This window comes from Agromyces sp. NDB4Y10 (assembly GCF_001620055.1).
GTDB classification, from domain to species: Bacteria; Actinomycetota; Actinomycetes; order Actinomycetales; family Microbacteriaceae; genus Agromyces; species Agromyces indicus.
This window is the reverse complement of the sequence record NZ_LQGY01000028.1, coordinates 174,961-201,514: the sequence shown is the minus strand read 5'-3', so window position 1 is coordinate 201,514 and position 26,554 is coordinate 174,961. Positions and strand designations below refer to the sequence as shown.

The following is a 26,554-nucleotide window of genomic DNA, read 5'->3' as shown; positions in this document are numbered from 1 at the left end:
GGCCGTCCTGGCCGCGCGCGACGCACTCGCCCGCGCCGCGGCGCGCAGCGACCGCCCGGACGCTGCGGTCCGCTGATGCCGGCGCGCCGGGCGCTCAACCCGGCTCGTGCATCCACGGGGTGTGGCTGACGCCGACGAGCAGCCCCTCGGGGCTCTGCAGCCGCGACGTGGTCTGCCCCCACGGCTCCTCGTGCGCCTCCACGAGGATCTCGAGTCCCTTGGCCCGCAGCTCCTCCACCGCCGGCGCGACCGCCTCGGGCGAGGCGACGTCGAACTCGATCCACGCCTGCGGCACCGGCCGGTCGGCCGGCCACTCGGGCGTGCCGAACGTCGCCTCGGCGGCCTGGTCGAGCGGCCAGATCGCGAACGCCCGGGCACCCGCGACCTCCTCGGTGTGGAAGTAGCGGGGCGCGGCCTCCTCGAACGGGATGCCGAGCGCGCCGGCCCAGAAGTCGTGCGAGGTCGAGTCGACGGTGCCGATCGGGCCGAACCCGGCGATGAAGGAGAAGTCCATGCGGCCATTCGACCGCGGGCCCCCGACACCCGCAAGGGTCACCCGGCGGCGGCCGCCGCGAACCGGGCCGACTGCGCGCGAAGGTACTCGTGCAGTTCGGGCGGACCCTCGACGCGGCATCCGGCGCCCTCGGGCACCCAGAGCAGCGCGGCCGCCACCGCCGCGACCGACTCCCCCTCGATGGGCCAGACCGAGCCCGCGCCATCCGCCGATGCCACCGCGTCGCGCGCCCACCAGCCGAGCCGCGACTGCAGCTCCGCGAGCGGCATCGCCACGTGCAGGGTCGCCCGCACGGTGGTCTCGCGCCAGCGAACCGCCTGCTGCACGCGCTCGAGCGCCTGCTCGTCGGTGAGCGGCCTCGGCGTGAAGCGCACGCGGGTCGGGAACACGTCGCCGACGCGGTCGAGGCGGAACGTGCGCCAGTCGTCGCGGTCGCGGTCCCACGCGAGCAGGTACCAGCGCCGACCGAGCGGCACCAGCCGGTACGGCTCGATCGATCGGGCGGATGCCGCGCCCGTGGCATCCGTGTACTTCATGCGCACGCGCTCGGCGTCGCGGCAGCAGAGGGCGAGCAGTCCGAGCAGCTCGCTGTCGACGGATGGCGCCGCCTGGCCGCCGCCCGGACCGGAACCGCCGCCGCCCGCAGGCCCGAGGGGCGCCGCCACCGACTGCATGGCCTCGATGCGCCGCCGGAGTGCGGGCGGCAGCACCTGCTCGAGCTTCGCGAGCGCGCTGAGCGTCGTGTGCTCGGCGCCGCGCAGCCCGGCCGCCGCCTGCGACCTGAGCCCGACCGCGATCGCGACGCCCTCGTCGTCGGTGAGCAGCAGCGGCGGAAGCCCGGTACCGGCCTGGAGCCGGTAGCCGCCGGCGACGCCGCGGGTCGACTCGATCGAGTACCCGAGCTCGCGCAGCCGCTCGACGTCGCGGCGCAGGGTGCGCTCGGACACCTCGAGGCGATCGACGAGTTCGCGCGCCGTCCAGTGACGGTGGCTCTGCAGGAGCGAGAGCAGGTCGAGGGTGCGGGTGGTGGTCGCGGCCATGGATCGATTCTCCTCGAATTCAGGACAGGAACTGACCGGATGCCTCGAGATGCTCGAGGCATGACGAACCAGATGATCACGGCGCGGGGCCTCACCAAGACGTTCCGCGCGAAGGGCCAGGAGGTCGCGGCCGTGCAGGGCGTCGACCTCTCCGTCGCCGAGGGCGAGCTCGTGGCGTTCCTCGGACCGAACGGCGCCGGCAAGTCGACCACCGTGCGCATGCTCACGACGCTGCTGCCGCCGACCGCGGGCGACGCGGTCGTCGCCGGGAGCGACATCCGCCGTGACCCGGCCGGGGTGCGGCGTCGCATCGGCTACGTCGGCCAGGGCACCTCCGGCGGGCACACGCAACGGGTGCGCGACGAGCTGCACGCGCAGGGCGCGTTCTACGGCATGGGCCGACGCGAGACCCGCGCGCGGGCCGCGGAGCTCATCGACTCGCTCGAGCTCGGGCAGGTCGCGAACCGGCAGGTGCAGTCGCTGTCGGGCGGGCAGAAGCGGCGCGTCGACATCGCACTCGGACTCATCCACCGGCCCGAGCTGCTCTTCCTCGACGAGCCGTCCACGGGCCTCGACCCGCACAGCCGCGCCAACCTGTGGGAGCACATCGTCGACCTCCGCCGCGAGACCGGCACGACCATCTTCCTCACCACCCACTACCTCGACGAGGCAGACCAGCTCGCCGAGCGCGTCATGGTCATGGACGAGGGACGGGTCATCGCCGACGACACCGCGCCCGCCCTCAAGCAGCAGCTCGCGGGCGACCGCGTGACGCTCGCGTTCGGGTCGGCGACGGATGCCGCGGCCGCGGCCGCTCGCGTCGGCGGCGAGTCGCACGGGGCCGTCGTCACGGTCACCGCCCCGGACGGCGACCGGGCGCTCCCCCGCTGGATCCGCGAGCTGGCTGACGCCGGACTCGACGTGCACGCCGCGACCCACCGACCGCCGACGCTCGACGACGTGTTCCTCGCCCTCACCGGGCGGAGCCTCCGCGAAGAGGGCGCCGCCGCCGCATGACCCCGGTGGTCGAGTAGGACGCGAAGCGCCCGTACCGAGACCCACGATCGAAAGGACCCCTCCCATGAACACCATCACCACCGACGCCGCCACCGCGGCGTCCCGCCCGACGGACGCCCGCCCCGCGGCATCCGTCGCCCGCCCCACCGGATTCGCCCGCGACACCGCCGCCGTCTTCGTGCGGGAGTCGCGCCCGCTCGTGCGCGACCCGTTCAGCGTCGTGTTCTCGCTCGTGCAGCCGCTCGTGTTCCTCGGGCTGTTCGGGCCGCTCCTCGTCGGCGCGGCCGGCGGCGACGTCGCGGGCACCCTGCAGTGGTTCGTGCCCGGCATCCTCGTCATGGTCGCGCTGTTCGGCACCGCGGCGACCGGCTCGAACCTGCTCTTCGAGATGCAGACGGGCTCGCACGAGCGCACCCTCGTCGCGCCGCTCTCGCGCGGCACGCTGCTCGTCGGGCGCGCACTGAAGGACGTCGTGCCGCTCGTGATCCAGGGCACCATCGTGGTGCTCGTCGCGGTGCCGTTCGGGTTCCGGCTCGACGTGCCGGGCCTGCTCGTCGGCCTCGCAATGCTGGCCGTGTTCGGCGTCGGGCTCGGTGCGCTGAGCTACACGCTCGCGCTCGCCTGCCGCAACCGGGACTGGATGTTCTGGATGGTGCACCAGACGCTGCTGTTCCCGCTGATGATCCTCTCGGGCATGCTGCTGCCGCTCGACGAGGGTCCGGCGTGGATGCGGGTCGCCGCGGCGGTCAACCCGCTGAGCTACGTGGTCGACGCCGAGCGGGCGCTGCTCGCGGGCGCGTTCGGGGACCCGTCGATCCTCGGCGGCGTGCTCGCGGCCGTCGCGACCTGCGCGGTCGGGCTCACCCTCGGGGTGCGCGCCATGCGCCGCGCCCGCTGACGGCACGGAGGATCCCGGCGGCGTTCCGGGATCCTCCCGTTCGTCTACGCTCGATGGATGCCCGACGCAGCGCAGCCGACCTCCGTCTCCCCCTCGCCCGCCCACGACCAGGGTGCTGCCCACGACCACGACGTGGTCATCGTCGGTGGGGGCCACAACGGCCTCACCGCCGCGGCCTACCTCGCCCGCGCCGGCAAGCGCGTGCTGCTGCTCGAGCGCGACGACCACCTCGGCGGTGCCGCGGTCTCGGCGCAGGCGTTCGACGGCGTCGACGCACGCCTCAGCCGCTACTCGTACCTCGTGAGCCTGCTCCCCCAGCGCATCATCGACGACCTCGGCCTCGACGTGCGGCTGGTGCGCCGCCGGTTCTCGTCGTACACGCCCGACCCACGCGACCCGAGCCGCGGCCTCCTCGTCGACGTCGAAGCGGATGCCGCAGCCGCCCGCGACGCATTCGCCCGGGTGGGCGCGGCCGACGACGCCGACGCGTGGCAGGCCTTCTACGCCGACACCGCACGCATCGCCGAGGCGCTCTTCCCGACGCTCACCGAGCCGCTGCCGACGCGCGACGAGGCGCGTGGACTCGTCGGCGACGACCGCGTGTGGACGGACCTCATCGAGCGTCCCCTCGGCGAGACCGTCGAGGCGCGCTTCGCCGACGACCTCGTTCGCGGCGTCGTCGCGACCGACGGCCTCATCGGCACCTTCACCGACCTCGGCGACGCGTCGCTCGACGCGAACCGCTGCTTCCTGTACCACGTCATCGGCGGCGGCACGGGCGACTGGGACGTGCCCGTCGGCGGCATGGGCGCGGTCTCCGGCGAACTCGCCCGGGCCGCACGCGAGGCCGGCGCGAGCCTCCGCACCGAGGCCGAGGTCACCGCGATCGACCCCGACACCGGCGAGGTCCGCTGGGTCGAAGCGGGCAGCGAGCGGATGGCGCGTGCGCACGTCGTCCTCGCGAACGTCGCCCCCGTCGTCCTCGACCGGCTGCTCGCGGCATCCGCTGCGCCCGACCGTGCCGCCGGAGCACCCGGCGCGGCCACCGCCGACGGCGACGGCCCCGTCGCGATCGCCCCCCGCGACGAGCGCCCCACCACCACCGACCCCGAGGTCCCCCTCGACGAGTACGCGCGCCGCCGCGTCGAGCGCCTCGGCATCCCCGAGGGCGCCCAGGTGAAGGTCAACCTGCTGCTCACGCGCCTGCCCCGCCTCCGCGACGAGCAGGTCGCGCCCGAGCAGGCGTTCGCCGGCACGTTCCACATCAACGAGCTCGGCTCGCAGCTCGCCGAGGCCTACGCGAGCGCCGCCGGCGGGGTCCTGCCCGACCCGCTGCCGTGCGAGATCTACTGCCACACGCTGAGCGACCGCAGCATCCTCGGCCCCGAGTTGGCCGACTCCGACGCGCAGACGCTCACGGTCTTCGGCCTGCACGTGCCCGACCGCCTCGTCGACCGGTACGGCAACGACGAGCTGCGCGACCTCCTCCGCGACGCGGTGCTCGCGTCGCTCGACTCCGTCCTCGCCGAGCCGATCGCCGACGTGACCGCGACGGATGCCGCAGGCCGCCCCTGCGTCGAGGTGAAGACGACCCGCGACCTCGAGGAGGCGCTCGGCATGCCCGGCGGCAACATCTTCCACGGGCCGCTCTCGTGGCCGTGGGCGGAGCCCGACGCGCCGCTCGCGAGCCCCGCCGAGCGCTGGGGCGTGGCGACCGCGCACGCGCGCGTCCTGCTGTGCGGTTCCGGGGCCGTGCGCGGCGGCGCCGTCAGCGGCGTCGGCGGCCACAACGCCGCGATGGCCGTGCTCGAGGGCGAGCTGCCGTGAGCGGACGCCGCGACCTCGCGCCGCGGCATCCGCTCGCCCGGGACTAGAAGACGAACATCTGGCCCAGCACGAGCACGGCGATGAAGAACGCCGCGACCACGCTGCCCACGATCAGCAGCGCGCGCGGCGACATGCGCGCGATGCCGTAGCCGACGAGCACCGGCAGCGCGAGGAGCATGAGCGTCACCACCCACCAGAACGCCTGGTAGCCCGCGCTCGTCGCGTCGGAGAGCCGCCCGGCGAACAGCTGCTGCGTGCCGGGGTTGGTCGCGAACGCGAACGCGGCGCTGAGGGGCACCGCGACCAGCGCGAACACGATGAGGCCGACGAACCACCCCCACATGTCCGGATGGCGTCCTCCGAGCCGGAGGCGGTCGTCGTCGTCGTCATGATGCGGTGCCTGCGGGGGGTGGTGCCTGACCCGCGGCTTCGAACCGGAGCTGCCCATGCGCGTCACTCTAGCCCTGCGCTCGCACCGGGATTAGCCTGAAGCCAGGACGACACGCGGGGGGCGAAGATGACCAGCATCCGACCGACCGGCCACTACACGCAGAAAGCCGACGGGTTGTACCTCCAACTCGATCGCCTGTTCCGTGCCCCGATCGAGGAGATCTGGTTCTCGCTGACGAACCCGACGGCGCTGAACGGCTGGATCGGCACCTACACCGGCAGCCCGTCGACCGGTGCCGTGCGGTTCCGCATGGGCGCCGAGGGCGCCGAGGCGCCCTGGCAGGACGTCAGCATCCTCGAATGCGCCCCGCCGCACCGCATGCACCTCGACATCGACCAGGGCGAGGACGCGCCGCCGTGGCGGCTGCTCGTGCACCTCAACGAGGGCAGCGGCCTCACGACGCTCACGCTCGCGCACCGGCTCCCGCCGGGCGAGGACGTCGGCAGCCTCGGCGCCGGATGGGACTACTACCTCGACCGCCTCACCGCGGCGCGCGCCGGCGACCCGCTGCCCGACTGGGACCGCGACGGGTACCTCGACACGCTCGGGCCGCACTACCGCGAGCTCCGGATCCCGGCCGCCTAGGCCGCCCGTGAGCATCGAGCGCAGGCCGGGCGGTCGGCCCGGTCGCGCCGTCATCCGTTCGCGAGCCCGGAACGGGCGGGCGGTCAGCCCCGATTCGCCCCGACCGACCGAGGAGCTGTTCACGCACCACCCGGTGGTGTGGGGCTTCCGCGTCGCGCTGGGCCTCCTCGCGGCGGCGCTGCTCGCCCTCGTCGTCGTCAACCTCAGCGACGTGCTGCTGTCGGTGTTCATCGCCGCGTTCGTCGCCCTCGGGCTCGATCCGCTCATCCGCTGGTTCGAACGTCGAGGGATGTCGCGGCCGACCGCCATCGTGACGGTGCTCATCCTGTTCATCGCGGTCGTGGTGGGCATCGTGTGGATCCTCATCCCGCCCGTCGTCGCCCAGGCCACCGCGCTCATCACCAACCTGCCCTCGCAGGTGCGCGGCCTCGAGGACTCCGGATGGTTCGAGCGGGTCAACGAGACCACCAACGGGCTCGCCGCCACCCTCGCGAACGGCATCGGCGACATCCTCTCCGACCCGAACACGTGGGCGACGATCGGCGGCGGGGCGCTCGCGTTCGGCGCCAGCATCCTCAACGCGGTCTCGACCGGGTTCTTCGTCGTGGTGCTCTCGATCTACTTCATCGCCACGCTCGATAGCTCGAAGCGCGCGATCTACACCCTGGTCGCGGCATCCGAACGGCCCGTGGTCGTGCCGCTCGCCGAGCGGATCATGCAGTCCATCGGCAAGTACCTCAGCGGCATGGTCGTGCTCGCGTTCCTGAACGCGGTGTTCTCGACGATCCTGCTCGTGCTGACCGGCAACCCGTACGCGCTGATCCTCGGCGTCATCGCGCTGTTCGTGACGCTGATCCCGCTCATCGGAACCGTGCTCACCACCGTGCTCATGACGGTCGTGTCGCTGTTCGTCTCGCCGACGGCGGCGCTCATCGTGTTCATCGCGATGCTCGTCTACATGCAGGTCGAGGCGTACATCCTCACGCCGCGCGTGATGGGCAAGGCCGTGCAGGTGCCGGGCACGATCGTGCTGATCTCGGCACTCGCGGGCGGCACCCTGCTCGGGCTGCTCGGCGCCCTCGTGGCGATCCCGATCTCGGCGGGCATCCTGCTGATCCTGCGCGAGATCGTGGTGCCGCGGCAGGCGGTGTCGTAGGCCGGTCTCGCGGCCGTGCTGCCGGTTCAGGCCCAGACGGACGGCGCCTCCGCGCGCGTCGCGGGCAGCGCGACATCCGCCCCCCAGCGCTCGATCCACTCGGGGAGCTCGTCGCTCACGGGCGGCGCGCCGAACGCCTCGATGAGTTCCGACACGGGAACCGTGCCGCCCTCCTTGCGCAGGAAGCGGGCGCGGATGAAGCCCTTCGCGTAGATCTCCGGCTCACCGTCGGCGCCGGGGCGCACGAAGCGCTGCTCGCAGTACACCGCCTTCTCGTCGAAGCCGAGCAGCCGCGACTCGATCGTGAACCTCTGCCACGGCTCGAGCGACTTGCGGAAGGTGATCGTCTCGCTCACCACGACCGGGTACCAGCGGCGCTGCCGCATGATGCGGAACACGTCGCTGCGCACGAGCAGGTCGAACCGCGCGACGTCCATGATCGAGAAGTACACGCCGTTGTTCATGTGCCGGTTGATGTCGAGGTCGGTCGGCAGCACGATGAACCGCGTGTGCGCGACGTCGTAGTGACCGAGGTCGGGCTTGCGTCGCGACAGGAAGAGCACGTGCAGCAGCGTGCGGAACAACATGTGCATAGTCCACGACTGTAGGCGCGATCCGTGGTGGATCCTCCATCGTTCGTGGTGGCGCACAGTGCGACGACGGATGCCGCGGCGCGGCGTTGTGCGCAGCCGCGAACGACCTACGGCAGCACCGCCACCGCGAGGCTCGCCCGTTGCGCGGTCGTGTAGCCGACCTTCTCGCCGGTGACCACGACTCTGAGGTTGCGGCCGGCGTCGCCGGGGACCGGGGTGTAGCTCGGCCCGGTCGCCAGCACGGTCGTGCCGCGCATCCACTGGATCGTGAGCACATCGGGCTCCGGCGTCCACACCCCCAGGTCCACCGAAAGCTCGACGCCCACCTGCGGCGCCGGCACGATGACCGGCCGATCGGCGCGGAAGACCCCCTCCGTGACGGGCCCGCTCGGTACGCTCACGGCGGTCGCCGCGGTGTAGCCGAGTCTGCTTCCAGTGATCTCGGCCGACAGGCGCGCACCGAGGTCGTCGGCGCCGACGGTGTAGTACTCCCCCGTCGCCCCGTCGATCGGGACGCCGTCGCGGTGCCACTGGTACGTCCATGCCTCCGCCGCGGGGCTCCATGCGCCGTGCACGGCACGCATTCGATCTCCGACGCGCGGCTCGGCCGCCATCCGATCCGTCTTGAGAACGGCCGACGGCGTCGCGAACGCACCTTCGGCGACCGGCGCGGTGGCACCGCTGGCCCGAACGGTCGTGCGATGCCCGTCGAGTACCCCCGTGACGACGAAGGTCAACTCGCCGCCCAAGTCGGTGCCCTTCGGCACATACCCGCGGTTCGTGGCGCCCTCGATCGGTTCGCCGTCACGGAACCACTGGAAGGTGCGGGTCGTGCCGGTGGCCCAGCTGCCGAGGGTCGTGTCGAGTCGTTCGCCCACCGTCGGCGAGCCCAGGACCTGCGGGGTGGGCGCAGGGGAGATCTCGGGGTCGGTCGCGGGCGACACCGGGCCGACGGGCAGCGCTTCGATCCGGGTGCGGAAGTAGCCGAGCATCTGCACGGCCTCGGCGGTCGCGGTGATCTCACCGCCGACGGCGTCCGGTGGAACGACCAACGTCGGACGGACGGCGCCGGGGATGGGCTCACCGTCGAGGTACCAGGTGATGTGCCCGATCCGGGTGTCGTTCAGGCCCGGGATGTCGAACGGGTCGGCGAGGTCCGGCGCGAGGCTCAGGAGGCCGCCCTCGACGGGGTCGCCTTCGATGGCGAGCCGTTCGCCGGGCGCGGTCGTCTCGGGCGGGGCGAACGTCGCATCGATAGCGACCCATCCTCCGCCGGTCGACGGCACGTTCAAGATGTCGGCCCTCGATCGCGTCGCCTCGTATGGCCACCACTGCTCGACGCCCTCGGACACGAATCGGACTTGGTAGTTGCCCTGGGCTACGTCGTCGAAGACGTACTGGCCGCGCTCGACGGTCGTGGTGCGCGCGGGCGCGCCCTGCCCGATCCGGTAGAGCTCGACGGTCGCCGACTCCGCGGCGGACTGCTGCTCGTTGAACACGACGCCGCCGAGGAACGCCGCCGAACGCGCGGCGAGAACGTTGACGTACGCCGGCTGCTCGAACGATTCGTCGCCGACCTCCACCTCGAGCACCGGCGCATCGGAGAATCCGCGCACGGGCGCGAACGGATGGTACGCGTCGATGAGGCCGCCGAGGCGACCCGGCTCGTCCGTCGCCTCCGCGCCGCCGTCGGCCACCCAACCCGCCCAGGTCGGAAGGTAGCCCTCGACCGTGGCTCGGATCCGGTACGAACCGTCGGGCAGGTCGAGCCACGTGTACTCGAAGAGGAACATGGGCCCGATGTCGACGGTCATGAGCGGCTCGGAGCCGTCGCCCGTCGCGTCGAAGACCTCGATGACCCCGGGCGGCAGCTCCTCACCGTCCGCGGGGCCGAAGAAGTCCGTCGACGCCAGCAGGACGCCCACGCCCACGTTGCCGTCCGCGGCATGAGCCGGCTGCGTCGCGCCGACGCCGGCGACGACCAGCGCTGCGGTCGCGAGTACGGCGAGGAGCCGTGCCCGTCGCGAGCCGGACCCCGGGGCGAGACGTTCGGGCATGAGCGGACCTCCATCGAGGGCCCGGTCGGACGTCGGGTCGGCGTCGGCCGCTGAACCGAAGGTTACTCAGCTTCGAGGTCGAGGGCTGGCCCCCGAAGGAGGCAGATCAGCGCTTCAGGCCGCGGGCTCGCCCGTCGCGTTGCCGCGCGGCGGCACGTGCCGCTCGTCGGGGCCGTTGTAGACCGACAGCGGGCGGATGAGCGCGTTGGCCGCGTTCTGCTCCATGATGTGCGCGGTCCAGCCCGTGACCCGGCTCGCCACGAAGAGCGGCGTGAAGGTCTCCGTGTCCCACCCCATCAGGTGGTACGCCGGCCCGGCCGGGTAGTCGAGGTTCGGCTTGATGTTCTTCCGTTCGCCCATCGCCTGCTCGAGCGCGGTGTACACCTCGAGGACGTCCGGACGGCCGTAGTGCTCCGCCATCCGCTCGAGCGCATCGCGCATGGTCGGCACCCGGGAGTCGCCGTTCTTGTAGACGCGGTGGCCGAAGCCCATGATCTTGCGCTTCTCGGCGAGCGCGGCGTCGAGCCACGCCACCGCCCGCTCGGCCGAGCCGTCGCCCAGGCCGATCTCGTCGAACGTGTGCATGACCGCCTCGTTCGCGCCGCCGTGCAGCGGGCCCTTGAGCGCGCCGATCGCACCGACCACCGCCGAGTACAGGTCGGACAGGGTCGAGGTGATCACGCGCGCCGTGAACGTGGAGGCGTTGAACGAGTGCTCGGCGTACAGGATCATCGACACGTCGAACGCGTTGACGACCTCGAGCTCGGGCGCCTCGCCGAACGCCTGCCAGAGGAAGTTGGCCGAGTAGCCGAGGTCGGCGCGCGGCTCGACGAACTCGAGCTCGTGTCGCCGGCGCTGGTCGTAGGTGACGATCGACGGGAGCTTCGCGAACAGGCGGATCGCCTTCTCGAGGTTCGCCTCGCGCGAGTCGTCGGGCGTGGTCGGGTCGCTCGCGCCGATGACGCTGACGGCGGTCCGCACGACATCCATCGGGTGGGCGGTGAGCGGCAGCTCATCGACGATGCGCTTCACCTCGTGGTCGAGGCCGCGGTGGCTGCGCTCGAGCTCCTCGAACTCGGCCAGCTGCGCGTCATCCGGCAACTCGCCGTGCCAGAGCAGGTAGGCGACCTCCTCGAAGGTGACGGATGCCGCGAGCTCCTGCACCGGATAGCCGCGGTAGAGCAGCGAGTTGGTCTCGGGGTTCACTTTCGAGATGGCGGTGTAGTCGACGGGCACACCGGCGAGGCCCTTGAAGATCTGGGGCTGGAAGGCCGCGGCCGCGGTGGTCTCCTGCGTCTGCTCGCTCATCGTGCTCCTCGTGGGATCTCGGCTCGCCCGCCGCGTCGCGGGCGCCACCCCAGCCTACGACGCCCCCTCGCCCTCCGGCGATCGGACAGTATCCGGCGCCTGCACTGCCGCCCGGCCGTCCGATCCTGTCCGACCCGCGAGATGCCGGGGGGGGACCCGTCCTCCCCAAGGTGAGGGTCGGCATGTCGGGCGGTGGCGGGCGGCCAGGGTCGACGGTGGGACGACCGTAGATCGGATGATGTGGGGATGCCGCATCCACGTCCGCTGCCGGCCCCATTCGTCGACAGGCCCTTCACCGTCGCTGCCGCCCGGTCCGCCGGGGTCGACGCGGATCGGTTGCGGCGACGCGACCTCGCTTCGCCGTTCTCCGGGGTGCGGGTCCCGAGTGGCGCACTCCCCGCGGCGAAGTTCGCAGCGGTGGCGCTCCTGGCGTGCGGACCAACGGCCTTCCTGTGCGGCGGGTCGGCGGCGGCCTGGCACGGAATGCCGCTTCCTCCGCGCCTCGCGCGGCGGACGGCGGTCGAAGTCGCCGTACCCGCCCCCGGTCGTGCCATCCGTCGTCGGGGGATCATCGGACGGGTGCTCGACGTGACCCCCGCCGAGGTGGTCACGTCGCGCGATTCGGTGCGCGTCACCTCGCCGGCTCGCACCTGGTGCGACCTGGCCGTCCAGCTGACGGTGCCCGAGCTGGTGGCTGCCGGGGACCGCCTGCTGCGAAGCGGCCGAGTCTCACTCGGAGAGCTGCGGTCCGCCGCCGACGCCCGACGCGACCGTCGCGGCATGGTGGCCATCCGTTCCGCCCTGCCCCTCCTCGATCCGCGGTCCCTCTCCCCGAAGGAGTCGGAACTGCGAGCCCTCGTCGTGCTCGCAGGGTTCCCGGTACCGGGCGTCAACGTCGACATCCACGCGCCGACCGGCGAGTTCGTCGCCATGGTCGACCTGTTCTTCGAGGCGTTCGGCGAGATCCTCGAGTACCAGGGCGACCATCACCGGACCGACCGACGCGCGTGGCGACGGGATCGTACCCGTGAGGCGGAACTCGAGGCCCTCGGATACCACGTGATGGAGGTGACCGACGACGACTTGGTGAACCCCGAGGCGCTGCTGCGCCGCATCGCCCGGAACCTCACTCGCCGCGGCTGGCGCGGCGAACCGCGCCCGTTGGACGAGATCCGGCGCCACCTTCGGATTCCGGGCGCCTGATTTCGTCTCATCGACGGGAGGGACGAGCTCAGAAGAGGCCGGTGGGGATCTCCACGTGGTTGAGGGCGCCGGGCGCGGCCGTGAGCGTCAGCTGGCCGAGCTCGTCGGGTCCGAGCTCCGGCAGGCGCTGCGCGACATCCAGGAACCGCTCGATCTCGGCCTCCTCGAGCACCCACTCGGCGAGCGTGCGGAACTTCTGCACGTACTGCTCGCGCCCGAACGGCCGGGCGCCGAGCGGGTGCGCGTCGGCGACCGCGATCTCCTCGACGATCTCGCTGCCGTCGGCCAGGCGGATGACGACGCGACCGCCGAACGCCTTCTCCTCGATGTCGAGCGAGTGGTAGCGCCGGGTCCACTCCGGGTCCTCGACCGTCGACACCTTGCGCCAGAGCGCGACGGTGTCGGGACGGTGCGCGCGCTCGGGCGCGTACGAGTCGGCGTGGTGCCACGTGCCGTCCTGCAGGGCGACGGTGAAGATGTACGGGATCGAGTGGTCGAGCGTCTCCCGCGAGGCATCCGGGTCGTACTTCTGCGGGTCGTTCGCGCCCGAGCCGATCACGTTGTGCGTGTGGTGCGAGGTGTGGATGGTGATCGACTCGACCCGGTCGGGGTCGTCGAGCACGAGCGGGTACTCGTCGTGGATGCGGCGGGCGAGGTCGATGAGCGCCTGCGCCTGGTACTCGGCCGAGTGCTCCTTCGTGTACGAGTCGAGGATGGCGCGCTTGGCCTCGCCCTCCTCGGGCAGCGGGACCTCGTAGTTCGCCTCGGGGCCGCCGAGGAGCCAGGCGATGACGCCGTCCTCGCCCTCGTAGATCGGCACGGGGCTGGTCTCGCCGCGCATCGCGCGGTCGACCGCCTCGACGGCCATCTTCCCCGCGAAGGCCGGTGCGTAGGCCTTCCACGTCGAGATCTCGCCCTTGCGCGACTGGCGCGTGGCGGTCGTGGTGTGCAGCGCCTGCCCGATCGACTGGAAGATCGTCTCCTGGTCGAGGCCGAGCAGGGTGCCGATGCCGGCCGCTGCCGACGGGCCCAGGTGGGCGACGTGGTCGATCTTGTGCGCGTGCAGCGTGATCGCCTTCACGAGGTCGATCTGGATCTCGTAGCCCGTCGCGATCGCGCGCACGACGTCGCGGCCGGTGAGCCCGCGGCCCGCGGCGAGGTGCTGGGCGACGGCGACGATCGGGGGGATGTTGTCGCCCGGGTGCGAGTAGTCGGCGGCCAGGAACGTGTCGTGGAAGTCGAGCTCGCGAACCGCGACCCCGTTCGCCCAGGCGGCCCACTCGGGCGAGGTCCGCCGCGCGGCATCCGCGCCGAACACGGTGGCGCCGTCGCCGCCGATCGAGACGGGGTGCGCGAGCGCCTGGCTGCGCGCGGCGACGACCGGCTTGCGGGCGAGGGATGCCGCGGCGACGGCGGCGTTGTCGATCACCCGGTTCACGACCATGTCGGCGACGTCGTCCTCGACGTCGACGGGGTCGACGGCGACGGCCGCGAGCTGCCAGGCGAGCTGGCCCTCGCGAGCGAGGTTCTCGTCGCTCCGGTGGGTGCGCAGGTGGTGGGTCTTCACGTGGCCACGCTATCGAATGGGGTGACGGATGTCGCGGACCGGCCGCTCCCGTCCTCCCAGCCTCGTCCGCTATCACGCGTGAGACGATTGAGGCGATGAATCACACCGACGCCGACTCGGTCGGCGGCCGCCCGGTCCGCGACATCCGCCTCGACTTCCCCGCCTTCGCGACGACCGGCGACGCCCGGCCGACCGCCTACCTCGACTCCGCCGCGACCGCGCAGCGGCCCACCGCCGTGCTCGACGCGGAGCGCGACTTCCTCGAGCACCACGTCGCGGCCGTGCACCGCGGCGCGAGCGCCGCGACCGGCGACTCGACGACCCGGTTCGAAGCGGCCCGCGCCGACGTCGCCCGCTTCGTCGGCGCCGGCGAGCGCGAGATCGTCTGGGCGCAGAATGCGACCGACGCACTGAACATGGTCGCGCTCGGCATCGCCGACGCGAGCGCCGGCATCGGCGGGGCGGATGCCGCGCGCTTCGCGCTCCAGCCCGGCGACGAGATCGTGCTGACCGAGGCCGAGCACCACGCGAACCTCCTCCCGTGGCAGCGCGTGGCGCAGCGGACCGGCGCGCGCATCGTGCCGGTGCGGGTCGACGAGCACGGCTGCTGGTCGGTCGACGACGTCGCCGCGGTGCTCACCGAGCGCACGCGCGTCGTCGCGTTCGCGGAGGTCTCGAACGTCACGGGCCAGATCGCCCCCGTCGCCGAGGTCGCCGAGCTCGCGCACCGCCACGGTGCCCTCGTGGTGCTCGACGCGTGCCAGTCGGTGCCGCACCGCCCGGTGGACTTCGCGGCATACGGCGTCGATTTCGCCGCGTTCTCGGGCCACAAGATGCTCGGCCCGAACGGCATCGGGGTGCTCTACGGCCGCGACGAGCTGCTCGACGCGCTGCCTCCGGCGCGCACCGGCGGGTCGACGATCACGAAGGTCACCATGGAGGAGGCGCGATTCCTCCCGGCGCCGCACCGCTTCGAGGCCGGGACCCAGGCCGTCTCGCAGGTCGTCGGCCTCGGTGCCGCCGTCCACTACCTCGAGGCGATCGGCATGGACGCCGTCGCCGCGCACGAGGAGGCGTTCGCGGAGCGCGTCGTCGCCGGCGTGAGCGCGATCCCCGGCGTCCGCGTCGTCGGCCCGCAGGTCGGGGAACGCCGCGGGGGCCTCGTGAGCGTCGCGGTCGACGGGGTGCACGCGCACGACGTGGGCCAGTTCCTCGACGAGGCCGGCCTCGTCGTCCGCGTCGGCCACCACTGCGCGCAGCCCCTGCACCGCGCGCTCGGCATCACCGCCACGACGCGCGCGAGCGCCCACGTCTACACGACCGCCGACGAGGCGGACCGGTTCGTCGACGCGATGGGCGAGGTCCGCGGGTTCTTCGGACTCGGACGGAAGGTGTCCTGATGGCCGGACTCGAGGGCCTCTACCAGCAGATCATCCTCGACCACTCGAAGGAGCGGCACGGTGCCGGCCCCCTCGACGGCGCCGACGGGGAGCACCACGAGTTCAACCCGACCTGCGGCGACGAGATCACCCTGCGGATCAAGCTCGACCCCGCGCACGAGCGCATCGAGCAGGTCGCCTGGGAGGGCGACGGATGCAGCATCTCGATGGCGTCGGCCTCGGTGCTGACCGACCTCGTGCAGGGCCGGCCCGTCGAGGAGGCGCTGGCGACCGCCGAGACGTTCCGTGAGATGCTCCGCTCGAAGGGCGAGGGCGAGCCCGACGAGGAGGTCCTCGGCGACGCCATCGCGTTCCACGGCGTCGCGCGGTACGTGATGCGCATCAAGTGCGCCATGCTCGGCTGGGTCGCGCTCGAGGCGGCGGTGGCGAAGGCGCGGTAGGTCTCGGTACGCCGGCTTCGCGCGGCTACTCGACCAGCGACGGGCTTCGCGCGGCTACTCGACCAGCGGAGGGGTTCGCGCGGCTACTCGACCACCGTGGCCGCGGGCCACACCGGCTCGTGCAGTTGCTCGGTGAGCACGCGCTCGGCGAGCCCGGCCGGCACGCCGTCGAGCGTGGGCGGGTCCCACTTCGGGTTGCGGTCCTTGTCGATGACCTGCGCACGGATGCCCTCGTGCAGGTCGTGCTCCCCGATGAACCACGACACGGCCCGGAACTCCTGCTCGAGCGCCTCCTCGAGGGAACGCAGCGTCCGAGCCCGTCGCACCGCCTCGAGCGTCACGGTGAGTGCGGTCGGCGAGAGGGCCTCGAGCTCGTCGGCGGCGCCGGCCGCGTAGGCGGCGGCCGCGGCATCCGCTCGCCCCTCGGCGAACGCCCGCAGGCGCTCGATGATGTCGGCGACCGTCGGCGCCGAATAGCACGCGTCGACCCACGGACGCGCCGCGGCGAGCGCCGACGGGCCGGGCGTCTCGTCGAAGAGCATCACGATCTCCCACGGCGTGCCCGGGTCGGCGCGCTCCTCGAGGGCCTGCAGCAGGTGCGGGATGCGGTCGGACGGCACGTAGGCGTCGGCGAAGCCGGCGTGCATCGCGTCGGCGGCGTCCATCGTGCGCGAGTTCAGCGCCAGGTGCACGCCGAGTTCGCCGGGGGCGCGGCCGAGCAGCCACGATCCGCCGACGTCGGGCGTGAAGCCGATGCGCGTCTCGGGCATGGCGACCCGCGACCGCTCGGTGACGATGCGGATCGACGCGTGCCCGGCGAGGCCGATGCCGCCGCCCATGGTGATGCCGTCCATGATGGCCACGACCGGCTTCGGGTAGCGGGCGATGGTCGCGTTCAGTCGGTACTCGTCGCGGAAGAACCGCAGCGCCTCGGCCGCGTGGCCGCCCGTCGTGTACCCGTAGAGCTCGCGGACGTCGCCGCCGGCGCAGAACCCACGCTCGCCCGCTCCGTCGAGCACGACCATCGCGACCTCGGGGTCGTACCGCCACGCGTCGAAGACGGCGCTGATCGAGCGGATCATCTCGTAGCTCAGCGCGTTCAGCGCCTGCGGGCGCTGCAAGGTGAGGCGCCCGACCCCGTCGGCGACGGTCGCGGAGATGTGCTCGGTCACCCTGCAACGCTAGCGGCATCGGTCGGGGCCGCGTAGCGTCGGGCGCAGGAGGGGTCATGATCGAATCCGCGTTCCCCATCGTCGAGGTGCCCGACATGGATGCCGCGATGCGCTTCTACCACGACGCGCTCGGCACGACGGTGGTCTACCGCTACCCGACCGAGGGCGACCCGGTCTTCGTGACGCTGCAGGCCGGGTCGGCGCAGCTCGGACTGGGTCTCGCCGAGGGTGCGACGGCCGGCGAGGGTGCGGGCATGCTGCTCTGGTTCTACGTCGACGACGTCGACGAGACGACCGCCGCCCTGGCTCGCGCGGGCTACCCGGTCGTCGAGCAACCCGACGACACCCCGTGGGGCGAGCGGATGTCGATGGTCGCCGACCCGTTCGGCACGCGCGTCCGGCTGGCGCGCGCCATCCAGCCGCAGCCCGAGGAGGAGTAGCGGCCCCGACCGTCGACGGCCCCGCCTCGCGCGAGTAGCATCCCTGCATGCTCCCTCTCGAGAACGTGGCCGCGTTCGCCGCCGCATCGGCGCTGCTGATCGCCGTGCCCGGTCCGAGCGTGCTGTTCGTGATCGGCCGCTCGATGGCGCTGGGGCGCGTCGGCGGACTCGTGAGCGTGGTCGGCAACCTCCTCGGCGTGCTGCTGCAGATCGCCCTCGTCGCCGCGGGCGTCGGCGCCCTCGTCGCGCAGTCGGCGGCGGCGTTCACCGCGGTGAAGCTCGCGGGCGCCGCCTACCTGGTCTACCTGGGCGTGCAGACGATCCGTCATCGCCACGCGTCGGTGACCGCACTCCGCGAGGCCGCGGAGGCCGGCACCCGACCGACGGCCGCCGGTCGCGCGACGCGACACGGGTTCTCGACGCGTCGGGTCCTGCTCGAGAGCGCCACGGTGGGCGTGACCAACCCCAAGTCGATCGTGTTCTTCGTCGCGGTGCTGCCGCAGTTCGTCGACTACGGCTCGGGTGCCATCCCGCTGCAACTCGCCCTGCTCGGCTCGGTGTTCGCCGTCATCGCCCTGGCCTTCGACGGCGCCTGGGCGCTCGCGGCCGGCACCGCGCGCGACTGGTTCGCGCGGCGCCCCGCCCGCATGTCGAAGCTGTCGGCGACCGGCGGCGTGATGATGATCGGCCTCGGCGGCGCGCTCGCGCTCTCCGGCAACAAGAGCTGACCGTCTCCGCGCTCCGGAACCATGTGAGGGTCCCGGGTGAGGGGGTCAGGCCGGACGCGCGCCGGTCAGTCGCGGGTGGCGGTGCCGGTCAGGATGCCGCGGGCGAGCCCGTGGAAGAAGCAGCGGCTGCCGAGGATCGCGGGCGAGGTCGCGGGGTCGAGCTCGAGGCTCGGCACGTCGAGCGCGTGGACGACGAACAGGTAGCGGTGCAGGCCCGTGCCGCGGGGCGGGGCGGCGCCGCCGAAGCCGCGCTCGCCGTCCTCGTTGCGGAGCACCAGCGACCCGGCGGGGAGCGGCGGTCCACCGGCGGCACCCGCCCCCGCCTCGAGGCTCGTGGTGGTCACGGGCAGGTTGGCGACCGCCCAGTGCCACCATCCCGAACCGGATGGCGCGTCGGGGTCGAGGCACGTGACCGCGAAGCTGCGCGTGCGCTCCGGGAAGCCCGACCACGACAGCTGCGGCGAGCGGTCGACCCCGCCGGCGGCGGCGCTCCACTGCGGCCGGGCGAGGGGCCCGCCGTCGTCGAAGTCGGTGCTCGTGACCGTGAACGAGCCCACGGGCCGGAGCTTCTGCAACGCAGCGTAGGGGTCCACGTCGAGCATCGCGATCCTCCTCGTCGGGGGTGGTCGGCGTCGCGGTCAGGATACGACCGCGGGTCCGGCTCGGGCCGTGCACGCGCCGCGGGGCGGCATCCGCTCAGCGAACCCGCCTATGATCGGCCGGTGCCGCTCGCCAAGATCCTGCTGTTCTACGTGTTCACGCCCCTCGCCGACCCCGACGCGGTGCGGCTGTGGCAGCGCGACCTCGCCGAGTCGCTGGGCCTGCGCGGCCGCATCCTCATCTCGAAGGACGGCCTGAACGGCACGCTCGGCGGCGAGATGGGCGCGCTCAAGCGCTACGTGCGGAAGACGCGCGACTACCCGGCGTTCAAGGCGATCGACTTCAAGTGGAGCGAGGGCACGGGGCTCGACGACGAGGGCCGGAGCCTCGACTTCCCCCGGCTCAGCGTGAAGGTGCGCGACGAGATCGTGTCGTTCGGGGCGCCCGGCGAGCTGCGCGTCGACGAGACCGGCGTCGTCGGCGGCGGCACGCACCTGAGCCCCGACGCGCTCCACGAGCTCGTGACCGAGCGGGGCGACGAGGTGGTCTTCTTCGACGGCCGCAACGCGCTCGAGGCGGCGATCGGCCGGTTCCGCGGCGCGGTGGTGCCCGACGTCGAGACGACGCGCGACTTCGTCGCCGAGCTCGACTCGGGCCGGTACGACGACCTCAAAGGCCGGCCGGTCGTGACCTACTGCACCGGCGGCATCCGTTGCGAGGTGCTGTCGAGCCTCATGGCGAGTCGCGGCTTCGGCGAGGTGTACCAGCTCGAGGGCGGCATCGTGCGCTACGGCGAGCGCTTCGGCGACGACGGCCTCTGGGAGGGCTCGCTGTACGTGTTCGACGGGCGCGGCTCGGTCGACTTCAGCGACCACGCCGCGGTCATCGGCGTGTGCGAGGGCTGCGGCGGCGCGACGAAGCAGACGGTGAACTGCACGGATGCCGCGTGCCGCACGCAGCTCGTCCGCTGCGCGTCGTGCGGGCCGGCGCCGTGCGGCCGGCACGCGGCATCCGTCGCCTGAGCCGCGCTCTGCAGGGCCGCCGACGTCAGTCGCCGCGGATGACCCGCGCCATGAGATCCTCGGCGAGCGCGTCCACGGGCTCCCCGCCGTTGGAGAGCACGATCACGGCACGACCGGCCGTCCGGTCGATCATGAGGCTCGCCCCGAACCCGGCCGTGAGGCCGCCGTGGGACGCGATCTCGTGGCCGTCGTACCCGGTCGAGAGCACCCAGAACCAGCCCATCTCCGATCCCTCCCACGCCTGGGCGGGTTCGAGGGCCGGGCTGTCGGCGAACGGGCCGTCGATGACGCCGCGCGCATACGCGGCGAGGTCGTCGACGGTCGCGACGATGCCGCCGGCGGGTGCGAACGCCGCGAGCGTCGACGGCTCGGCCGGTCGGCCGTCGGCGAGGAAGCCGGGTGCGAGGGCGTCCGGGACCTCGTCGTCCTCCACGGGCAGGGTCGCGGTCTCGAGGCCGAGCGGCTCGAAGATGCGCTCCTCGAGCAGCGTGGCGTAGTCGGTCCCGGCGGCGGCCGCGAGGGCCTGGCCGGCGAGCGCGGCGCCGAGGTTCGAGTACTGCGGCGGCGCGTCGGGCGGGATCGGCTCGGCGCGGGCGAGGGCGAGCAGCTCCGGCACGGTCTCGTCGAGCACGTCCTCGCCCGCGAAGAACCCCTCCTCGACCGACGCCATCCATTCCGGGTCGCTCGGGAACGTCGGCAGGCCCGACGAGTGCGTGGCCAGTTCCTCGAAGGTGACGGATGCCGCGGGGGCGTCGCCGAGCTCGAGGTACTCGCCGATCGGATCGTCGGGCGCGACCTCGCCCCGGTCGACCGCCTCGGCGAGCAGCAGCCCGATGAACGTCTTGCTCACCGATCCGATCTCGAAGGCCGTGTCGGCGTCGGCGCCGATGAAGGCCGTCCGCAGTTGGTCGCCGTCGACCACGGCGACCGCGACGACGTCCTCCGGGTCCGAGAAGGCCGGGCGGATGGCGCGCAGAAGCTCGGCGTCCTCGGTGGGCGTGACCGCTTCGCTCGGGCTCGGCGGGCTGGGCTCTGGGTCTGCGGCGCAGGCGGTGAGCGCGGTGAGCGCGGCGACGAGGGCGGAGGCGAGGACGACGGTCGAGGCGGGGCGACGCGGCGCGTCGCGGCGGGAGGAGGAGGCGTGGGGCACCAGCAGAACCTACGACGCCGTCCCGGGCGCGTCCTCAGGGTCGTCCCGGACGGGCCGGCGGGGATGCGAGGCCGCGGCGTGCCGCCCGTGCCGCCGCAGCCGGGCCCAGGCGCGCGCGTCCCGGCTCGAGAGCGCGAGCAGGATCAGGATGTCGATCGCCACGGTCAGGAAGGTGGTCCGGATGGTGACCTCGGTGTCGCCCGTGAACGAGTCGATCGCCGCGACGCTGATGTTGATGGTCGCGAAGAGCATCACGGTGATGCGGGCCCAGTTGCTGCCGAACCAGATGAGCACGGCGAGCACGAGATCGATGAGCAGCACCGTGCCGCCGATGAGCAGGACGACGGAGCGCGCGACGTCCGAGGCCGCCGCCTCCGCCGCGCCCCCGAGCTGCAGGTCGAACTCGCGCTCGACCGCCGACCAGTTCAGGACCACCGCGGCGAGCCAGATCGCGCCGGCGATCGCGCGCAGGACCACGAGCACCGACCCGAACGAGGTCGCCGCCGGCCGCCGCATCCGTCGCTGCAGCGGTTCGTGCTCGGCGAGGCGCGCGGGCGGCTCGAACGCGGTGCGCTTCCCGACGGGCAGGTCGGGCCCGGTCGCGGCCGTCACGGCGTCGCCTCCCCGACGACGGATGCCGCGGCATCCGTCACCCGCGCCGCCCGCACGTCGACCACCGGCAAGTCGCCGTCGGTGCGGATGGTGTCGCCGCCGCCGTTGCGGGAGTGGTAGCCGGTCGAGAAGTCGTGCAGGACGCGCACGCGCACGCCGACGTCCGCGCCGGTGAGCGACGCGACGATGTGGTCGCGTTCGATGTCGATGTCGGCGTCGATCTTGTGCGTGACCTGCAGGGTGAACAGCGAGAACCCGACTGCGCGGTCGAAGGTGCCGGCGGCGAGCCAGTCGACGCGCAGCCCGCCGGGCAGCAGCCAGCCGTCGGGTGTGCGCCAGAAGCGCACGTGGTGGCGCCTGGCCGGGTTGCCCTCGACCTCCTGCTGGTAGGCGAAGTCCTGCTGGCGGCCGAACAGGAACAGCGGGCTCACGGGCGCCTCGTCGTAGCTGCGGCGGCGGAGCGTGGAGGTGACGATGCGCCAGCTGGAGGCGAGCGTGATGTCGTCGGCGCGGGTCCACCCGGCGGCGCGCATGGCGGCGTGCACGGATGCCTCGGGCCCGTCGAACGCGATGTTCACCGGGTCGCCGAGCAACCCGTCGCTCGTGCGGGTGCGGCCGATGAAGTAGTCGGGCACGTAGATCGTCGTGAGGATCCGGTGCAGGCGGGGCAGCACCAGGTACGCGAGGACGAGCCAGAACACGACGAAGAACGCGATGCCCCACCAGCCGAACTCGAACGACTGCTGGAACAGCAGCCAGGCGAGCCACACCGCGGCTGCACCGGCGAAGACGAAGAAGAACCCGTCGAGGAGCGCCGTGAACGACAGCCGCGGCGGCAGGTCGGGCGCCGGACGCTCGTCGCGCGGTCCGGGCGACTCCCCTGCCCCCTGCATGGGTGCATGCTAACCCCCGACGCCGGTCACGTGACCTAGGCTCTGGCGCATGGCCTACGACGTCGCCCGCATCCGCTCCTGGTTCCCCGCGCTCGACTACGGGTGGGCGCAGTTCGACGGCCCGGGCGGCACGCAGACCCCGCGGCAGGTGGGTGAGGCCGTGGCCTCCGTGCTCACCGGCCCGCTGTCGAACCGGGGCATGACCGGCGAGTCGGAGGTGCGCGCCGAGGAGGCCGTGACGTCGTTCCGCCTCGCGGTCGCCGACCTCGTGAACGCGCACCCGCGGGGCGTCGTGCACGGGCGCAGCGCGACCCAGCTCGCGTACGACTTCTCGCGGCACCTCTCGCGCGACTGGGGCGACGGCGACGAGGTCGTGGTGACGCGCCTCGACCACGACTCGAACGTGCGTCCGTGGGTGCAGGCCGCCGAGCGCGCCGGGGCGACCGTGCGGTGGGCCGACTTCGACCCGGAGACCGGCGAGCTGCCGGTCGAGGCGATCGCCTCGCTGCTCGGGCCGCGCACCCGGCTCGTCGCGGTGACCGCCGCGTCGAACCTGATCGGCACGATGCCCGACATCCCCGCCATCGCCGCGGCCGTGCACGCCGCGGGCGCCCTGCTCTTCGTCGACGGCGTGCACTACGCCGCGCACGAACTGCCCGACGTCGTGACGCTCGGCGCCGACTTCTTCACGTGCTCGCCGTACAAGTTCCTCGGCCCGCACTGCGGGGTGCTCGTCGCCCGGCCCGAACTGCTCGAGACCATCGAGCCCGACAAGCTGCTGCCGTCGACGAACGCGGTGCCCGAACGGTTCGAGTTCGGCACCCTGCCGTACGAGCTGCTCGCGGGCGTGACCGCCGCGGTCGACGTGCTCGCCTCGCTCGACCCCGAGGCGACGGATGCCGCGGCCTCCCGCCGCGCCCGCCTGGCGACGTCGTACGCGGCGCTGCACGAGCACGAACGCGCCCTCGCCGACCGGCTCCGGGCCGGGCTCGACGACCTCGACGCCGTCACCGTGCGCTCGCGCGCCGAGCGGCGGACGCCGACCGTGCTCATGACCTTCGAGGGACGCGCCGCGGCCGAGGTCACGCAGCGGCTCGCCGCCGACCGCGTGCTGGCGCCGAGCGGCAACTTCTACGCGCTCGAGGCGTCCCGGCACCTCGGCCTCGGCGACGAGGGCGGGCTGCGCGTCGGACTCGCCCCGTACACCGACGAGTCGGACGTCGACCGCTTGCTCGCGAGCCTCACTGCCGCGCTCGGCTGATCGGCCGTACCCTCGTCCCATGAACGCCTCCCCCGCGGCGGCCGCCGAGCTGCGGCGCCTCCACGACGACCCGCGTCTGCTCCAGGTCGTCAACGTCTGGGATGTCGCGAGCGCCCGCACGGTCGCCGCGCTCCCCGAGACCCACGCGCTCGCCACCGCGAGCCACGCGATCGCCGCGACGTTCGGCTACCCGGACGGCGAGCGGATCCCCGTCGACCTGATGCTCGACATGGTCGGCCGGATCGCCGCCGCCGTCGACGTCCCCGTGAGCGCCGACCTCGAGGCGGGGTACGGCGACCCCGGCGAGACGATCCGTCGCGCCGTGGGCCTCGGCGTCGCCGGGGCCAACCTCGAGGACGAGCTGCGGCCGCTGGCGGAGTCGGTCGCCGCGGTCGAGGCCGCCGTCGCCGCGGCCGAGGCCGAGGGGGTGCCCTTCGCGCTCAACGCGCGCACCGACGCATGGCTGCGCGGCCACGACCGTCCCCGCGACGTGTGGATGGCCGACGCGATCGAACGGGGGCGCGCGTACCTCGACGCGGGCGCCACGTGCGTGTTCGTGCCGGGCGACTTCGGCGAGGACGTCGTCGCCGAGCTGGTCGACGGCCTCGGCGAGCGCCGTCTCAGCGTCATCGGACTCCCGTCGATCCCGCCGCCGGCGCGGCTCGAGGAGCTGGGCGTGGCCCGCATCTCGTACGGGCCGTACCCGCAGCGCCTCGCGCTCGGGTCGTTGCAGGATGCCGCGGCGTACCTCTACCGCGGCGGGGTGCTCCCGAGCGGCATCCGCCCGCTCACCTGAGGCCGGCGCGGCCCGGCGCGACCGTGTCGATAGTCTGTCCGAGGCGCGCGACGGACGCGCGCCGCACCCGACCCGAGGAGTGCGCATGGCCGACGGCATCCCCATCGAGATCAGCGGTCTCACGAAGCGCTTCGGGCAGGTGACCGCGGTCGACGACCTCTCGTTCACCGTCGAACCCGGGCGCGTCACGGGATTCCTCGGCCCGAACGGCGCCGGCAAGACGACGACGCTGCGTGCGCTGCTCGGCCTCGTGCGCCCCACGGCGGGCACGGCCACCTTCGGCGGCACCCGCTACCGCGACCTGCCGCGCCCGCTCGAGACGGTGGGGGCCGCGCTCGACGCCGCGTTCCACCCGGGGCGCACCGCGAGGGATCACCTGCGCGTCGTGGCGAGCGCCGGCGGCATCCGCTCGGCCCGGGTGCCCGACGTGCTCGCCCAGGTGGGGCTGTCCCAGTTCGCCGACCGCCGCGCGGGCGGCTTCTCGCTCGGCATGCGGCAGCGGCTCGCGCTGGCCACGACGCTGCTCGGCGACCCACGCGTGCTCGTGCTCGACGAGCCCATCAACGGGCTCGACCCCGAGGGCATCAAGTGGATCCGCGGGTTCCTGCGGAGCCTCGCACGCGAGGGCCGCACGGTCCTCGTGAGCTCGCACCTGCTGAGCGAGGTGCAGCAGTCGGTCGACGAGGTCGTCATCATCTCGCGCGGTCGACTCGTGAAGTCGGGATCGCTCGCGAGCCTCGAGCTCGAGGTCGCGCCGCGCACCGTCGTCGACTCCCCGCACCGCCTGCGGCTGGCCGCCGCGCTCGACCAGGCCGGCCTCGACTACACCGAGGGCCCCGAGGGGATGATCGTCGACGAGCCCGATCCGGGGGTGGTGGGGCACGCCGCCTTCGTGGGCGGCGTGGAGCTGAGTTCGCTGCACCGGTTGGCGTCGGGCCTCGAGGACTCCTTCCTCGCGCTCGTGGGCGAGGGTGAGGAGTGATGTCGTTCGTGCGTTCGATCGCCGCGGAATTCCGGAAGGTCCTCACCACGCGCATGTGGTGGCTGCTCGCGCTCGTGCTCGTCGCCTACGTGGCCGTGATGTCGGGCGGGTTCGGCGCGTTCCTCGGGTGGACGGTGCAGAACCCGGATGCCGCGGCGCAAGCCGGCGGCAGCACCGCCATGCCGCCCGGGATGGAGCTCGCGCCGCTCCTCTACAGCTTCGCGTCCTCGGTCGGGTACGTCTTCCCCGTGCTGCTCGGCGCCCTCGCGGTCACGGGCGAGTTCCGGCACCGCACCCTCACCGCCACCTTCCTCGCCGAACCGCACCGCGCGACGGTCCTCGGCGGCAAGTTCACGTCCCAGCTCGTCATGGGTGCCGTCCTCGGCGTCATCGGGTTCGCGACCTCGGTCGGAGCGGGCGCCGCCGCCCTCGCCGCGTTCGACCTCGAGACCGGGCTCGACTCGTCCGACACGTGGGCGCTCGTGGGCCGCGGCATCCTCGCCATGGCGCTCTGGGGGGCGATCGGCGTCGGACTCGGCGCGCTCGTGCCGAACCAGGTCGCCGCGATCGTGATCGTGATCGCGTTCACGCAGTTCGTCGAGCCGATCCTGCGGCTCGCGGCATCCCTCAACGACGTCACGGCCGAGATCGGCCGCTACCTGCCCGGCGCCGCGAGTGACGCACTGGTCGGCGCGTCGTTCTACAGCGTCGCGGGCATGGGCGCGGTCGAGACGCTCGAGTGGTGGCAGGGCGGGCTCGTGCTGCTCGGCATCGCCGTGGTCGCGACGGTGCTCGGCGGCCTGACCACCTGGCGTCGCGACGTGTCCTGACGATCACCCGGT

27 protein-coding genes are annotated in these 26,554 nt (G+C 73.0%); 15 read left to right on the top strand and 12 right to left on the bottom strand.

Annotation, left to right across the window (positions count from 1 at the left end):
* Positions 1 to 94: 94 nt before the first annotated feature.
* Together AVP42_RS07955 and AVP42_RS07950 are read right to left on the bottom strand one after the other, a co-directional pair.
* Positions 95 to 514, bottom strand: coding sequence for a VOC family protein (locus AVP42_RS07955; RefSeq protein WP_067947815.1), 420 nt, complete (start codon positions 512 to 514; stop codon positions 95 to 97).
* 38 nt (positions 515 to 552) lie between these two features.
* Complete coding sequence (locus AVP42_RS07950) at positions 553 to 1,554, bottom strand: YafY family protein (protein ID WP_067947813.1); 1,002 nt, start codon at positions 1,552 to 1,554, stop codon at positions 553 to 555.
* 60 nt (positions 1,555 to 1,614) lie between these two features.
* Here AVP42_RS07950 and AVP42_RS07945 point away from each other — a divergent pair, with 60 nt between their 5' ends.
* From AVP42_RS07945 to AVP42_RS07935, 3 genes are all read left to right on the top strand, one after another.
* Positions 1,615 to 2,571: an ATP-binding cassette domain-containing protein gene (locus AVP42_RS07945; protein ID WP_197466985.1), complete on the top strand. Its 957-nt coding sequence runs from the start codon at positions 1,615 to 1,617 to the stop codon at positions 2,569 to 2,571.
* A gap of 64 nt (positions 2,572 to 2,635) precedes the next feature.
* Complete coding sequence (locus AVP42_RS07940) at positions 2,636 to 3,469, top strand: ABC transporter permease (RefSeq protein ID WP_067947811.1); 834 nt, start codon at positions 2,636 to 2,638, stop codon at positions 3,467 to 3,469.
* A gap of 57 nt (positions 3,470 to 3,526) precedes the next feature.
* A complete protein-coding gene (locus AVP42_RS07935) occupies positions 3,527 to 5,296 on the top strand; it encodes an NAD(P)/FAD-dependent oxidoreductase (protein ID WP_082847086.1) in 1,770 nt (589 codons plus the stop codon).
* A gap of 43 nt (positions 5,297 to 5,339) precedes the next feature.
* Here AVP42_RS07935 and AVP42_RS07930 read toward each other — a convergent pair whose 3' ends face one another.
* Positions 5,340 to 5,744, bottom strand: coding sequence for a hypothetical protein (locus AVP42_RS07930; protein ID WP_067947809.1), 405 nt, complete (start codon positions 5,742 to 5,744; stop codon positions 5,340 to 5,342).
* A gap of 69 nt (positions 5,745 to 5,813) precedes the next feature.
* Between AVP42_RS07930 and AVP42_RS07925 the strand changes: the two genes are divergently transcribed.
* The gene (locus tag AVP42_RS07925; RefSeq protein WP_067947807.1) at positions 5,814 to 6,332 is read left to right on the top strand and encodes an SRPBCC domain-containing protein; all 519 of its coding nucleotides are present in this window, start codon (positions 5,814 to 5,816) and stop codon (positions 6,330 to 6,332) included.
* A gap of 7 nt (positions 6,333 to 6,339) precedes the next feature.
* On the top strand, positions 6,340 to 7,488 hold the full coding sequence (locus AVP42_RS07920) for an AI-2E family transporter (RefSeq protein WP_067947805.1): 1,149 nt from the start codon (positions 6,340 to 6,342) through the stop codon (positions 7,486 to 7,488).
* A 26-nt stretch (positions 7,489 to 7,514) separates the two neighbouring features.
* Here the strand turns inward: AVP42_RS07920 and AVP42_RS07915 are convergent, their stop codons facing one another.
* The 3 genes from AVP42_RS07915 to AVP42_RS07905 all read right to left on the bottom strand — a co-directional run bounded on the left by AVP42_RS07915 (position 7,515) and on the right by AVP42_RS07905 (position 11,446).
* A complete protein-coding gene (locus tag AVP42_RS07915) occupies positions 7,515 to 8,081 on the bottom strand; it encodes a thioesterase family protein (protein WP_067947803.1) in 567 nt (188 codons plus the stop codon).
* A gap of 107 nt (positions 8,082 to 8,188) precedes the next feature.
* Complete coding sequence (locus AVP42_RS07910) at positions 8,189 to 10,138, bottom strand: carboxypeptidase regulatory-like domain-containing protein (protein WP_067947801.1); 1,950 nt, start codon at positions 10,136 to 10,138, stop codon at positions 8,189 to 8,191.
* Between the two features lie 114 nt (positions 10,139 to 10,252).
* On the bottom strand, positions 10,253 to 11,446 hold the full coding sequence (locus AVP42_RS07905) for a bifunctional 2-methylcitrate synthase/citrate synthase (protein ID WP_067947799.1): 1,194 nt from the start codon (positions 11,444 to 11,446) through the stop codon (positions 10,253 to 10,255).
* A 579-nt stretch (positions 11,447 to 12,025) separates the two neighbouring features.
* Here AVP42_RS07905 and AVP42_RS07900 point away from each other — a divergent pair.
* Positions 12,026 to 12,649, top strand: coding sequence for a DUF559 domain-containing protein (locus tag AVP42_RS07900; RefSeq protein ID WP_067947797.1), 624 nt, complete (start codon positions 12,026 to 12,028; stop codon positions 12,647 to 12,649).
* 28 nt (positions 12,650 to 12,677) lie between these two features.
* Here the strand turns inward: AVP42_RS07900 and AVP42_RS07895 are convergent, their stop codons facing one another.
* Positions 12,678 to 14,216: an MmgE/PrpD family protein gene (locus tag AVP42_RS07895; RefSeq protein ID WP_067947795.1), complete on the bottom strand. Its 1,539-nt coding sequence runs from the start codon at positions 14,214 to 14,216 to the stop codon at positions 12,678 to 12,680.
* 95 nt (positions 14,217 to 14,311) lie between these two features.
* Here AVP42_RS07895 and AVP42_RS07890 point away from each other — a divergent pair, with 95 nt between their 5' ends.
* Complete coding sequence (locus tag AVP42_RS07890; protein WP_067947793.1) at positions 14,312 to 15,616, top strand: aminotransferase class V-fold PLP-dependent enzyme; 1,305 nt, start codon at positions 14,312 to 14,314, stop codon at positions 15,614 to 15,616.
* The gene (gene sufU / locus AVP42_RS07885) at positions 15,616 to 16,056 is read left to right on the top strand and encodes a Fe-S cluster assembly sulfur transfer protein SufU (RefSeq protein WP_067947791.1); all 441 of its coding nucleotides are present in this window, start codon (positions 15,616 to 15,618) and stop codon (positions 16,054 to 16,056) included. The genes AVP42_RS07890 and sufU overlap by 1 nt, the downstream gene beginning before the upstream one ends.
* 83 nt (positions 16,057 to 16,139) lie before the next feature.
* On the opposite strand, the gene AVP42_RS07880 is transcribed toward sufU, so the two are convergent.
* Positions 16,140 to 17,228, bottom strand: a complete 1,089-nt coding sequence (locus tag AVP42_RS07880) for an enoyl-CoA hydratase/isomerase family protein (RefSeq protein ID WP_067947789.1) — start codon at positions 17,226 to 17,228, stop codon at positions 16,140 to 16,142.
* Positions 17,229 to 17,284: 56 nt separating this feature from the next.
* Between AVP42_RS07880 and AVP42_RS07875 the strand changes: the two genes are divergently transcribed.
* Both AVP42_RS07875 and AVP42_RS07870 read left to right on the top strand, forming a co-directional pair.
* Complete coding sequence (locus tag AVP42_RS07875) at positions 17,285 to 17,668, top strand: glyoxalase/bleomycin resistance/extradiol dioxygenase family protein (RefSeq protein ID WP_067947787.1); 384 nt, start codon at positions 17,285 to 17,287, stop codon at positions 17,666 to 17,668.
* A 47-nt stretch (positions 17,669 to 17,715) separates the two neighbouring features.
* Positions 17,716 to 18,396 (top strand): LysE family translocator, encoded by a 681-nt coding sequence (locus tag AVP42_RS07870; RefSeq protein ID WP_067947786.1) that lies wholly within the window; start codon positions 17,716 to 17,718, stop codon positions 18,394 to 18,396.
* Between the two features lie 65 nt (positions 18,397 to 18,461).
* Here the strand turns inward: AVP42_RS07870 and AVP42_RS07865 are convergent, their stop codons facing one another.
* The gene (locus tag AVP42_RS07865) at positions 18,462 to 18,998 is read right to left on the bottom strand and encodes a YbhB/YbcL family Raf kinase inhibitor-like protein (protein WP_067947784.1); all 537 of its coding nucleotides are present in this window, start codon (positions 18,996 to 18,998) and stop codon (positions 18,462 to 18,464) included.
* A gap of 120 nt (positions 18,999 to 19,118) precedes the next feature.
* Between AVP42_RS07865 and AVP42_RS07860 the strand changes: the two genes are divergently transcribed.
* Positions 19,119 to 20,018 (top strand): rhodanese-related sulfurtransferase, encoded by a 900-nt coding sequence (locus AVP42_RS07860; protein ID WP_067947782.1) that lies wholly within the window; start codon positions 19,119 to 19,121, stop codon positions 20,016 to 20,018.
* A 25-nt stretch (positions 20,019 to 20,043) separates the two neighbouring features.
* Here the strand turns inward: AVP42_RS07860 and AVP42_RS07855 are convergent, their stop codons facing one another.
* The 3 genes from AVP42_RS07855 to AVP42_RS07845 are packed head-to-tail and all read right to left on the bottom strand — an operon-like array spanning position 20,044 to position 22,673.
* Entirely contained in the window at positions 20,044 to 21,168 is a 1,125-nt protein-coding gene (locus AVP42_RS07855) for a serine hydrolase (RefSeq protein WP_067947780.1), read from the bottom strand.
* Between the two features lie 9 nt (positions 21,169 to 21,177).
* A complete protein-coding gene (locus AVP42_RS07850) occupies positions 21,178 to 21,780 on the bottom strand; it encodes a hypothetical protein (protein ID WP_067947778.1) in 603 nt (200 codons plus the stop codon).
* The gene (locus AVP42_RS07845; RefSeq protein WP_082847085.1) at positions 21,777 to 22,673 is read right to left on the bottom strand and encodes an LssY C-terminal domain-containing protein; all 897 of its coding nucleotides are present in this window, start codon (positions 22,671 to 22,673) and stop codon (positions 21,777 to 21,779) included. The genes AVP42_RS07850 and AVP42_RS07845 overlap by 4 nt, the downstream gene beginning before the upstream one ends.
* Before the next feature lie 49 nt (positions 22,674 to 22,722).
* Here AVP42_RS07845 and AVP42_RS07840 point away from each other — a divergent pair, with 49 nt between their 5' ends.
* From AVP42_RS07840 to AVP42_RS07825, 4 genes are all read left to right on the top strand, one after another.
* The gene (locus AVP42_RS07840) at positions 22,723 to 23,934 is read left to right on the top strand and encodes a cysteine desulfurase-like protein (RefSeq protein WP_067947776.1); all 1,212 of its coding nucleotides are present in this window, start codon (positions 22,723 to 22,725) and stop codon (positions 23,932 to 23,934) included.
* Between the two features lie 19 nt (positions 23,935 to 23,953).
* Entirely contained in the window at positions 23,954 to 24,730 is a 777-nt protein-coding gene (locus AVP42_RS07835; protein WP_067947774.1) for an isocitrate lyase/phosphoenolpyruvate mutase family protein, read from the top strand.
* An 85-nt stretch (positions 24,731 to 24,815) separates the two neighbouring features.
* Complete coding sequence (locus tag AVP42_RS07830) at positions 24,816 to 25,712, top strand: ATP-binding cassette domain-containing protein (RefSeq protein WP_067947771.1); 897 nt, start codon at positions 24,816 to 24,818, stop codon at positions 25,710 to 25,712.
* Positions 25,712 to 26,542: an ABC transporter permease gene (locus AVP42_RS07825; protein ID WP_067947770.1), complete on the top strand. Its 831-nt coding sequence runs from the start codon at positions 25,712 to 25,714 to the stop codon at positions 26,540 to 26,542. Before AVP42_RS07830 ends, AVP42_RS07825 begins: the two co-directional genes overlap by 1 nt.
* The last annotated feature ends 12 nt before the right edge of the window (positions 26,543 to 26,554 follow it).